Here is an 11777-nt window from a genome sequence, read left to right on the forward strand (position 1 = left end):
AAAAATATCTTTTTTTAAAATGAAAAATAGCTTATATTCTCAAACACAATTGCTAACTATCAAGTAATAAAGAGTAAAGAAAATTTTAAAAACCTTTAACCAGATAGACGGTTTTATAGCGTATGGAAACAAACCGATTATCACCAACACTTGCCGCTACGTTGAATGCGCAAATGACCAACGAGGCACACAACTCACAGATATATCTTGCTTATGCATCATGGGCAGATGATAAAGGTTACGGCGGTATTGCCAACTTTTTATTCAGGCATGCCAATGAGGAGCGTAACCACATGATGAAATTTTTAGAATACATTTTAAAACGCGGCGCTAAAGTTGTTATCACCGAAATTCCCGGCCCCGGAGCTGACCCGGTTAGTGTTAATGATTGTTTTGAAAAAGTGTTTAAATACGAAGTGGAGAACACAACCAAGATCTATGATATTGTAAACATGAGCATGGCAGAAAAGGACTGGGCGACCTGGAACTTTTTACAGTGGTTTGTGAAAGAGCAAACTGAAGAAGAAACTTTAGCACTTGGTTTATTAGATAAGATAAAGGTTGCCGGTGGTGAAAATGCCAAAGATGATGCACTTTATGTTTTAGATAAGGAATTGGCAACAACACCTGACGATGCTACACTTGCACAGGATGTTACCGTAGAAAAACCATAATAAATATAATTCATAAGATAACTTCTACCGATTAACGGTGGAAGTTATCTTAATGTAAAAAAATATACCTGGCATGTAAACTATATATTAACGGCAGCTGTTTTACCTACATTTGCCATTATGCCACCGGTTAGTTACAAAGCATTATTTTTATCCCTCTTATTTTCTTTAACCCACCTATTGGTTTCAGCGCAAAGCGATTGGAAACTGAGCAGCGATAATGATGGCATAAAGGTTTACACATCATTGGTGCCTGATTCCAAAATAAAGGCCATTAAAGTTGAGTGCGAATACAAAGCTACCCTATCACAGTTTGTTGCTGTATTAATGGATATTAAGAATTCACCAGAATGGTTATATCATACAAAATTTTGCAGGGTAGTCAAAGAAGTATCGCCGCAGGAATTATATTATTACTCCGAAGTTACACTGCCCTGGCCTGCTGAGAACCGTGATTTTGTTTCTCACTTAACAGTAAGCCAAAACCCGGAGACTAAAGTTATATTGGTTAATGGGCCAGCTGTTCCCGGTATAGTGCCTGTTAATAAGAATCTGGTTAGGGTAAGTCACTCCGGCAGCGTTTGGGAAATAACTCCCCTATCCAATGGTAATATAAGAGTTAAATATACACTTCATGTTGATCCCGGAGGCGAACTGCCTGCCTGGCTCATCAATATGTTTGGCACCGAAGCGCCAATACAGATCTTTAAAAACTTAAGAATAGAATTGCAAAAACCTGTTTACAAAAACGAAGTATTACCATTTATTCAAAATTAGCCCAGCCACTCTGCTACCGCTTTTACAGTATCGGTATAAAACACACTATAAGTTTCTTCAGTAACATAACCAATATGGGGAGTTGCCAGTACATTTTTCATTTTACGGAAGGGATGATCTGCAGGCAGCGGTTCTGTATCAAACACATCTAATATAGCTCTGGCAATTTTGTTTTGATTCAAGACAGCTATCAAAGCAGCTTCGTCAGCCAGCGGGCCACGGGATGTATTTACAAAGCAGGAAGTCGGCTTCATTAATTCTAATTCTTCATGACCTACTATTCCACGTGTTTTATCACTCAATACCATGTGAATAGTAACCCAATCAGACTGCTTAAATAATTCTTCTTTAGTAACTAAGGTTGCACCGGCATTTTTAGCCCTTTCTTCGGTAAGATTCGGGCTCCAGGCAATAATATTCATATCGAAAGCCTTCGCATAAGCCGCTATTTTGCTCCCAACCCTTCCAAGCCCTAAAATCCCGATAGTTTTTCCCTTAAAATCATTACCAATAGTAGTTTGCCAGCCACCTGCTCTAAAATTATTTACCTCGGTGGGGATATGCCTTGCCATCGCCATAATCAGGGCCCAGGTGTGTTCCGGGGCACCGCTTTCAACATAACGGGTGTGTTTTATAGTGATTCCTAATTCTTCAGCTGCTTTGGTATCGATAGATGCATTACGCATACCTGTCGAAACGATAAGTTTTAAGTTTGGCAATTTAGATAGGACATTTTGCTTCAACGGTGTACGCTCGCGCATTACACAAATGACCTGGAAAGGGAATAATCGCTCAATTACCTTTGCTTCATCAGCTATATGATCAGTAAAAATAGTTACTTCGGCTTTCGCAGTAATAGCCGACCAGTCAGCGAATTTAAAAGCGACCTGCTGGTAATCATCCAGAACAGCAATTTTTATCGGAGAATTGTTCATGAGGTAGTATAAATTGGTATTGCAAACTTAATTACATTACCTAAATAATACATGCTTCAGCTAAATAAGTTTCCGGCGATAGAAATTATAAGGTTTGTTCAGCTACGGGTTGCTCTTTGGTTTCATCGCGCTCCACCAAAATTTTGCATTCACCAATAATAGCAGCGATAGCGCCAACTGCAACTAACACCGGCATCAACAAAGCACCTACAACGCCAAATACCAGCGGAAAGCTTGCCACTTCTTTGTCGTGCCTGTCGAGGATGGTTATTTTGCGCACATTGCCTTCGGCTATCAGTTCTTTTACTTTCTTCAACAGGTTTTCGCCCGTTACGTGAAATGATTCTTTTGTCATGATCTTGAGTATTTATACAACAAAGATATTTACCACCCTAAGTTAAGCATTATACAAATCGGTGTGATATAGCATTTTGTCGGCGAAATCCGAAATCATTCGGTAATTAAAACATATCGCCCCAAATAAACTTATAACAGCATGACATCTGCCATCATTATTATCCTGCTTGTTATTGTTGCCGTTTACTTTGTGTTCCGCAAAAAAGGAAAGGTTACACCCGCAGTAATTGACCTGGAACCTACCGAGTACAAAAAGCTATTAACCGAACATGTAGCATTTTATGAGAAACTTAACAATACCGAAAAAGACAGGTTTGAGCAATGGGTAGCTGATTTTTTATCGGAAACGAACATCGAAGGTATCGGAACGGAAATAACCGACCTTGACCGTGTGCTCATCGCATCCAGTGCAGTGATACCCATCTTCGGTTTCCCGGAATGGAAGTATAAAAATTTGACTAACGTCATATTGTATCCGGATACTTTCGACAAAGACTTTCAATTTGAGGGGGAAAACCGCAACATTATGGGCATGGTGGGATCAGGTTATATGAATGGACAGATGTTGTTGTCGAGAGCTGCACTCATCAAAGGGTTTTCTAAGAACAGCGGTAAAGAAAATGCTGCCATACATGAGTTTGTACACTTATTAGATAAAGCCGACGGCGATACCGATGGTGTACCGGAAACCTTTATTCCTCATGAATATTCCGGGCCCTGGTTAAAAATGATGCACCAGGAAATGCACCGCATCAGTGATGGGCATTCAGATATCAACCCTTACGCACTCACCAACGAGGCGGAATTTTTAGCAGTGGCATCTGAATACTTTTTTGAGAAGCCGCAGGAGTTAAAAAATAAGCATCCGGAGTTATATACAGATTTAAGCAGGATATTTGGACAAGACCTGGCGCAGTAACACAATTAAATGTCAAAAAAGAAATTTATAGCTTTATCAACCTTTACAAGCACAAATGAACTTCAGTATAGATAAGCAAACGCTTGATGATTTAAGCATATTCCCGAGTGCAAATAATCACAGATCTGTATTTGCTCTGTTTAGCAATACCAAAACAATTGGCGCACAAGACAAGCTTGTAGAGCTATTTAAAAAGCCGCTTACTGATGCAAAAGAATTAAAAAACAGGATAGAAATTATAGGGTATTTTTTTAATTCCGACCACAATCTGAATATTGAAAAGCAATCCTGTGATTTTGCAGAATTCTATCTCAAGAGGCACTCCCCCAAAAGATCCTTTGCTAAAATAATCAGCTTGTTTGAAAAGGTTGTTTATTCGGTTGAGAAGATTGTATATACATTAAACAGCAATAATGATTATTACGTAACTCAGCAGGGCGTTGGTAATACCTTAAGCGTTTTAGCCACCTTGCTTGATTTTATCGATAAAGATTTTAGAGCTTCTCCTAAAATATTACAGGACTTCAAGAAAACCATTTCGGCTATATTTAGAACTGAAGATTTGGTCTTTATCAAAGGATTAATGGAGAAACCCAATATAAACCCCTTTGAACTATCCCGCGCAGATCAAATTTTTAAGCATACCGCTAAAGAAGAAATAATGATCATGCTGGATATTATTTATCAATTAGATCTTTATATCTCTGTTAGTAATACTGCCAAAAGCCTTGGACTCAGCTTGCCTGTAATTAAAAATGACGGGCAACGGCTTTTAATCATCAAAAGACTTTTCCATCCATTCATTAATAATCCGATAGCTAATGATGTAGCCTTTGATCGTAACCATAATTTATGTTTTGTAACGGGCACTAATATGGCAGGCAAATCAACTTTTTTAAAAAGTGTTGGTGTTTCCATTTACCTGGCGCACATAGGGTTTCCGGTACTAGCCGGTTATATGGAAACAAGTGTTTTTGATGGGTTGATAACTACAATTAACATTGATGATAACATCGACCAGGGCCATAGTCATTTTTATAGCGAAGTGTTGCGGGTAAAACACGTTGCCAATAAAATAAATGAGTCACAAAACATATTTGTAATTTTTGATGAGCTGTTCAGGGGCACTAACGTAAAAGATGCCTACGACGCTTCATTGGCTATTATCTCCGCTTTTGCAAAGGTGAGAAAGTGTTTTTTTATGGTATCCACTCATATTATCGAGGTTGCTAATGATCTTAAAAACATCGGCAATATCGATTTTAGATACATGGAAACCGTTTTTGAAAATGGCAATCCAACTTACACTTATAAGCTTAAGGAAGGAATTACTGAAGAACGCCTGGGTATGTGGATAGTCAGGAATGAAGGAATTGTGGAGATAATTGAGGGGGCAATAAAGTAAGTTAAGTCTTATTTAATTTAATAAACGTAGTTCGCACAAATAACACCGCCATCAGCGCCCCTAAAAAACTAAGTATTGCCGCTATCCGCATAATATTGGCATAAGCTTTTATGAAACTTTGGTGATAGGCTTTTTCAACTACTTTATGAGCTGAAATGTCTTGAGGAACTTTAGCATTACCTAAATTGGCCGCCTGTACCATTACTTCCTGTTTTTGTTTAGGATTTAGGTTGATGGTTTTTAATTGTTGTTGTAAAGCCCCGCTATAAAATAATACCGCCAAAGCACCAAATATCGCGATAGCAAAAACATTAGCAACGCGTGAGATGGCATTATTCACGCCCGAAGCGGTACCTGAGAAATGGTCACTTACCGAGGTCATAACCGCGGTGGTGAGCGGTGCGACTGTAAATGATATGCCTAAACCAAAAACAAGCATGCCGGGAAAAAATGAGGTCCAGTAATCCGCCGGGCCATTGGTTTGCTTGATAAAGGATAAGATCAGCAATCCCAAGCCAGCCGTTGCCGGGCCAAATATCAACAGCCATCGTGGGCCATACTTATCTGCTAAGCCACCTGCAAAACGCGCGAGCGTGATCATCATCAGCGTAAAAGGCAAAAACGTTAACCCTGATTTGAGTTGTGAATAACCCTGCACCTGCACTAAATCAAGCGACATGAACAGCATTCCCGCACCCAACCCTGCATACAAAAATAGGGTTAGTAAATTAGTACCAGCAAAAGTCTGATTTTTAAACAGTTGCAAAGGCATCATTGGGCTTTTACTTTTTGTTTCGATAATTACAAAAAGCGAAAGCGATACAATGCCACCGATAAGCGATAAATAAACCTGCCAGTTATCCATTCCGACTGCGGGCATCCGTAAGAAACCAAGAGTAACCAGTGCTAAGCCTAATGCGATAGTAACAGCACCGGGAAAATCTAATGAGCTATCGCTATCCTCATCCTTTATCTCATTTACCTTGAGCCCCAGCATTATGAGCGCAGCTATACCGATAGGCACATTGATAAAGAATATGTATCGCCATAAACCGGCATCGCCTAAAGCACCACCCAATATTGGGCCACCAATGGTTACTACAGTTGCAAATGCCGACCATGTACCAATAGCCTTTCCCCGCTCTTTTGGATTAATGGATGATGAGATAAGCGATAGGCTACCCGGGATCATCAATGCACCGCCGACTCCCTGTATCATTCTAAAAGCGATCAGGTAAAGTACAGTAGGCGCAAATCCGCATGCTGCTGATCCGCAGATGAAAATAAAAATACCCGCCATAAACACCTTTTTACGGCCAAGCTTATCGCCAATAGATCCACCGATGAGAATGAGTGAAGCCAGTATCAGTAAATAGGCATTAAGAATCCAGAAAAGATCGGGGCCTGTGGCCTGCAGGCTTTTTTGCAAGGAGGGTAAAACCACATTTAGCGCACTGCCATCAATAAAAACCATTGATGAAGCTAAAATGGAAGAAACTAAGATCCATCTGCCTGCCGGACTACGCAAGGCTACTGTAGCCATAATTTGAGGTTTACTATTTAGTAAAGCTACAAAAAACGAGTGGAATAACAGGACTTGATATATTACTTATCCAAGCCAATTTGTAAAAGTACTGACAAAACAGTGTCAGTACTTTTACAAATTACTCTCTGTAAATTTGGAGTATCCCACAATAACAATCAATTTAAATCCATTATTCGCTTGAGAAAGCGTACCGATAGTTCTTTGACATATTAATTTAGCTAATTATATGCTAGCGTATACAATTGGCTAAACGACTGATGAGTAATCCATACAATTGTGTATATGATGTATGTTTTAAAGCCAGTTTCAATAACCTCAACTACTTTTGCCGTGCTTTTAAAATAACTGAAGGCATTACCCCTACTTTATTCAAATCCTATTTGAAAATCAGCCACTTAAATTGATTTTAAACCTTTATATACGTAAATTGTCTAATCAACCGGTTAAAAATGCGGTATTTGTACCTTTTACGGCATTCTATTTGTTACTAATATGCTAAACAGGGCATATAATGAAAAACTTTAAAGAAAACGACGTAGTAATCTATACAGACAGAGAAGGTAACAGCTTTGATACTTTCGTAATTTTTGGTAATGATATCGATTCAGGTTTAGTGCATATTAACCACGAAAATTTAAAGGTAAGCCCCGCCTTTCTTGAGTTACATCCAAACGCGTTTTCTGGTAATGCAATGCCTTTTAGTGATGCTTATAGCTTTATGTTATTTAACAAGCTGAAAGAAAAATACGAAACAAAAGCCGAAGAAAAAGAAGCTGCCCCTTTATATTATCAAGAGCCTAAAAAACCTTTATTAGCCAAAGCATCCTAAGCTTAAAAAAAACTGTATGCAATGCCTGTTTATACGGGCATTTTTTTTGTCTATAACTTTTGATTTGCCTTTATTTCCAGGTAGCGATTAATTGTGTTTACGGTGACGTTTTGCGGCTCTGTTAAGATTGATTGGATACCGTGCCTTGCTAATTCCCTTACGATGAGTTTCTTTTCGTAAACAAACTTTTCGGCAATGGTTTTTATGTAGATTCCCTCTACATTTATTGCGGGTTCTTCGCTTAAGGCTTTCAATTCGGTATTTTCAAAAAACACCATTACCAATAAATGAAAGCGTGCTATCTTCTTTAAAAATGGCAATTGCCTTTGTAATGCGGAGGCACTCTCAAAGTTTGTAAAGAAAACTACCAGGCTCCGTTGCTTTAATGTGCTGCGAATGGTGCTATACAATAACTCCATATTAGTTTCCAGGTAACGTGTCTTTTCCCTGTACAAAACTTCCATTATTTTATTAAGCTGCGTAGGCCGTTTTTCAGCAGGTATGATTGATCCTTTTTTGTCGGAAATGGTAATTAACCCCGCTTTGTCTTCCTTTAACAATGCAACGCTTGAAAGCACCAAACTGGCGTTTATTGCATAATCCAGCAGACTTAAACCCTCGAAGGGCATTTTCATTACCCGCGATTTATCAATAACACAGTATACATGCTGCGATTTTTCTTCGGTAAAGGTGTTTACCATCAGGTTGCCCTGGCGCGCTGTGGCCTTCCAGTTTACAGTGCGGTAATCATCACCGGCAACATAGTTCTTAATCTGCTCAAACTCCATGCTGTTACCCAGTCGGCGAATCTTTTTAATACCGATCTCATTCAGCCGGTTTGAAATAGCCATCAGCTCGTATTTGCGCATCTGCAAAAAGGACGGATAAACCGGCAAAGTTTCACTTTGCTCGAAATTAAACCTGCGGCTAACCAGCCTTAACGGCGATTTTACATAAACCCTTATCAATCCAAATTCATACTCTCCGCGCTTGGTTGGCCTCAAGAGGTAATTCAACATTTTATGCTGCCGCGAAGTTAGGTTGGTTTTAAAAAGCACATCCCGCTTTTGAAACTGGTGCGGTATCTCATCAATAATCTCTACATCCACCGCGAAAGGATAATAGCTTTCAATATAAATGCTGATCTCATTTTCGTCGCCGTTGCTTAATCGCTCGGGGGTTATCCTGCGGGCGAACATGCTTTTACTTTGGCGGTACAACAACCAAATATCTATCAATAGCAATAAACAAACCGCGCTAAAGAATATCACCGGGATATCGCCCAGCCACGTAAAGAAAAACGAAAGCAAAAAAAGCACTACAGCGCAGCCCATGCCGATAAATAGGCGACTGCACAAGAACAGGTTTTTATAAAAGTTAGTGAATAGTGCTTTCAAAGTTTAGCGGGGAATTTCAATTTTTTGAATGATCTGGGCCACTACTTCATCAGGTGTAACGCCTTCCATTTCTTTATCCGGGGTAAGCATAATGCGGTGCCTTAAAACAGCCGGGGCTACCCAAATAATATCTTCAGGAGTAATAAAATCACGGCCCTTCATAGCAGCCAAGGCTTTAGCGCTGTTTACAATTGCCAACGAAGCACGTGGGGAACCACCCAGGAAAAGGGATTTGTTATTACGCGTTTCATGAATGATCTTAGCAACAAACTCCAGCAATTTAGGTTCAACATGCAATCCTCTAACCTGCGCACGTAACGCGATGATATCTTCTGCAGATAGTATTGGCGTTATATCCGCCAGTTGGTCGGTTGTTTTTTGCTGATGCTGCTGGCTGATGATCGCGATCTCATCTTCTAACGATGGGTATTTAACTTCTATCTTAAATAAAAAACGATCGAGTTGTGCCTCCGGTAAACGGTAAGTTCCTTCGTGTTCAACAGGATTTTGCGTGGCCAAAACCAGGAATGGTTCCGCCATTTTATGGCTGTGCCCATCGATAGTTATCTGGCGCTCTTCCATCACCTCGAACAAAGCCGACTGTGTTTTGGCAGGCGCCCGGTTAATCTCATCCACCAAAATAATATTGCCGAAGATAGGGCCCTGCTTAAAATCAAACTCTACCGTTTTCGGGTTAAATACAGTGGTGCCTAAAACATCCGATGGCATCAGATCCGGTGTAAACTGTATACGCGAAAATTTAGCGTTAATACTTTTAGCGATCAGCTTAGCGGTAAGCGTTTTAGCTATTCCTGGCACGCCTTCGATTAGAATATGCCCATCGGCCAGTATACCTGCGATCAACAGATCGATAGCATCATGCTGACCTACCACTATTTTGGCAATATTGGCTTTTATTTGCTCAACCGCGCTGTTTAATTTGCTAAGGTCGGTGCGTTGTTCAAAAAATTCCTGTTCCATATATTTAGCTGGATTGAGTATAAAATTGTTCGATATTTTGGTTTAAACTGATCAGATCATTATTACTAATTGGCGAAGGCACACGCACATAAACAACCTGTTGTATTAGCCTTTTAACAAGCTCCGGATCTGCGCCGCTTTTTCGCGTGAGCAAATCGACAAATTCATCGTCAAAAACGTTGGTTCGCATATTGTATTCAGCCCTGATGTGTTCCAGAAAATAAGCTACCTTTTTTTGCGCGATATTACTGTTATTACGTTGTTCATAATAAACCTGGCCCACCACATTCGCAAACTCAACCGTGGTATTAGCCAACGGCTCAATAACAGGAATAATGCGCTGGCGGCGTTTCATTTCATACAAAACAAAAACCACCATGGTAAAAAACGCGATGTAAAAAGCCCAACGCAACTGGTAATTATTAAGGAAAACCCGCATAGGTGATTCTCCACCTGCCCTATCCTGAGTATAATACTCATCCCATACAATCAACTTCTGATTTTTAAGATAAGATAAAGCGATTGAAGCATATGATGACCCCATATCCTGCAACAAACTATAATTGGTAAACATCATAGGGTTTGCATTCAGGTATAAATTACCTTTACCCATCGGGAATTTCAGGTAGTTAGCGCTTTGGTATTCATTTTTACCTAATACTATGGCTTTATTCCTGTTGAAATTGGCAAAAGTGCCGTCACTACAGCCTTTATCCACATCGTACAGATCAGTATTGATCTTTTTGTTTACAAAACCAATACGTGTTGCGGTACCGCTCCGGTACTCCGAAGATGCCGACACACCCAGTTCCTTAAATATTTCAGGGCCGAAAGATTCTGCCGCGATAAAAACATCATTGCCTTTTTCAATATATTTAGTAAGTACCTGGTAGTCAAATTTATTTAAATTAACCTGCTGGGCTATAATTATGTAGGCACTGTTATTTATATGCTCATCATTTATCACATTGTAAACAGGTTCACGGTACGTCGTAACCTTCGCTCCCGGAAAGATATCGTCAACCCGGTTATAAAGTATATATGTACCAAAAGGTATTTTATCGGTATTAACTAATGTTGTTGACCAATCAGTAGGTTTAGGTTTATTATACTGGGCTACAATGTAAAATACCAATAGCGCCGATGCTAAAAATATGTAAAGCTTCAGGTCCTTCATTTCAGCATCAGTTTAAAATCGTGAAATAAAGTATTGATGTTTTGATACAACTGCGCGTCTACCGGAAAATCGCCATACCAAACATACTCAAACTGACGGGTTAGTATACCAAAGGTTTGCTTTTGGTTAGCATCTTTTAACTCAATTAAATAGGCTGAATTTGTTTTTTCCAATTGCCATTCTATCAATTGCCTGTCGTTAAGTTGCTTTAACGTACTTAAGTATAGCAAACGAATAGCCAACCGATAATTATGCTGGTTAAGCGCTTTTTCAATTTCTTCTTCAAAAGTTATCTGGTGAATATTTTCAAGCGATTCGCTATATGGAACCTGGATATTTTTCGGCATCCGGTTAAATATGTTGGCTATATTAAGCCCGGCCATTTTAACAATCATAAATATAAGCAACCCTAAAGCTAATGCCCATATCACGTATTTCATGAAGGGTAGCGACGGCATTGCCGAAGATCCGCTATTAAATAGCTTTTCAATTAATGTCCAAAACCACAACCAAAGCCTCTCCCACCAGCTTAAGCCTGCTTTTTTTGTATTATCATCATATTGAAAATCAGGGTTATTACGATACTTGTTCAGGCTATCTGTATTAAAATTCTGCAGGTTTAATTTAGCTGTAGTATCCATCCGAAAAGAGTCAACAACAGGAATTTTAAGAACCCGCAAAGCTGATGGCTGGCCCGAAACAGGCTTTTTAGTACCTTTAGCTTCTGCCCTAAAAAAAACGCCAAAAATCAATACGAAAACAATCAGCAGTTTATACATA

At 39.4% G+C, this 11777-nt stretch carries 12 protein-coding genes; 5 read left to right on the forward strand and 7 right to left on the reverse strand.

Annotated elements, in window-relative coordinates; translation table 11 throughout:
• Positions 1-122: 122 nt before the first annotated feature.
• The gene (locus ACYZ0U_RS15570) at positions 123-674 is read left to right on the forward strand and encodes a ferritin (RefSeq protein ID WP_461453463.1); all 552 of its coding nucleotides are present in this window, start codon (positions 123-125) and stop codon (positions 672-674) included.
• A gap of 120 nt (positions 675-794) precedes the next feature.
• Positions 795-1451 (forward strand): START domain-containing protein, encoded by a 657-nt coding sequence (locus tag ACYZ0U_RS15575; protein ID WP_461453464.1) that lies wholly within the window; start codon positions 795-797, stop codon positions 1449-1451.
• Here the strand turns inward: ACYZ0U_RS15575 and ACYZ0U_RS15580 are convergent.
• Complete coding sequence (locus ACYZ0U_RS15580) at positions 1448-2386, reverse strand: D-2-hydroxyacid dehydrogenase family protein (protein WP_461453465.1); 939 nt, start codon at positions 2384-2386, stop codon at positions 1448-1450. The two genes, ACYZ0U_RS15575 and ACYZ0U_RS15580, sit on opposite strands and share 4 nt — an antisense overlap.
• A gap of 85 nt (positions 2387-2471) precedes the next feature.
• The gene (locus tag ACYZ0U_RS15585; RefSeq protein WP_461453466.1) at positions 2472-2741 is read right to left on the reverse strand and encodes a DUF4342 domain-containing protein; all 270 of its coding nucleotides are present in this window, start codon (positions 2739-2741) and stop codon (positions 2472-2474) included.
• A gap of 141 nt (positions 2742-2882) precedes the next feature.
• Between ACYZ0U_RS15585 and ACYZ0U_RS15590 the strand changes: the two genes are divergently transcribed.
• Positions 2883-3662: a M90 family metallopeptidase gene (locus ACYZ0U_RS15590; protein WP_461453467.1), complete on the forward strand. Its 780-nt coding sequence runs from the start codon at positions 2883-2885 to the stop codon at positions 3660-3662.
• Positions 3663-3717: 55 nt separating this feature from the next.
• Positions 3718-5067 carry a MutS-related protein gene (locus ACYZ0U_RS15595; RefSeq protein WP_461453468.1) on the forward strand — a complete coding sequence of 450 codons (1350 nt, stop codon included), beginning with the start codon at positions 3718-3720 and terminating at the stop codon, positions 5065-5067.
• A gap of 1 nt (position 5068) precedes the next feature.
• Here ACYZ0U_RS15595 and ACYZ0U_RS15600 read toward each other — a convergent pair whose 3' ends face one another.
• A complete protein-coding gene (locus ACYZ0U_RS15600) occupies positions 5069-6610 on the reverse strand; it encodes an MFS transporter (RefSeq protein WP_461453469.1) in 1542 nt (513 codons plus the stop codon).
• A 514-nt stretch (positions 6611-7124) separates the two neighbouring features.
• Here ACYZ0U_RS15600 and ACYZ0U_RS15605 point away from each other — a divergent pair.
• The gene (locus ACYZ0U_RS15605) at positions 7125-7442 is read left to right on the forward strand and encodes a hypothetical protein (RefSeq protein ID WP_461453470.1); all 318 of its coding nucleotides are present in this window, start codon (positions 7125-7127) and stop codon (positions 7440-7442) included.
• A gap of 50 nt (positions 7443-7492) precedes the next feature.
• On the opposite strand, the gene ACYZ0U_RS15610 is transcribed toward ACYZ0U_RS15605, so the two are convergent.
• The 4 genes from ACYZ0U_RS15610 to ACYZ0U_RS15625 are packed head-to-tail and all read right to left on the reverse strand — an operon-like array spanning position 7493 to position 11776.
• Entirely contained in the window at positions 7493-8839 is a 1347-nt protein-coding gene (locus ACYZ0U_RS15610; protein WP_461453471.1) for a DUF58 domain-containing protein, read from the reverse strand.
• 3 nt (positions 8840-8842) lie between these two features.
• On the reverse strand, positions 8843-9820 hold the full coding sequence (locus ACYZ0U_RS15615; protein ID WP_461453472.1) for an AAA family ATPase: 978 nt from the start codon (positions 9818-9820) through the stop codon (positions 8843-8845).
• A gap of 4 nt (positions 9821-9824) precedes the next feature.
• Entirely contained in the window at positions 9825-10997 is a 1173-nt protein-coding gene (locus ACYZ0U_RS15620) for a DUF4350 domain-containing protein (RefSeq protein ID WP_461453473.1), read from the reverse strand.
• Positions 10994-11776, reverse strand: a complete 783-nt coding sequence (locus tag ACYZ0U_RS15625) for a DUF4129 domain-containing protein (protein WP_461453474.1) — start codon at positions 11774-11776, stop codon at positions 10994-10996. Before ACYZ0U_RS15625 ends, ACYZ0U_RS15620 begins: the two co-directional genes overlap by 4 nt.
• Between the last annotated feature and the right edge of the window lies 1 nt (position 11777).

Source organism: Mucilaginibacter sp., assembly GCF_965225845.1.
Taxonomy (GTDB): domain Bacteria; phylum Bacteroidota; class Bacteroidia; order Sphingobacteriales; family Sphingobacteriaceae; genus Mucilaginibacter.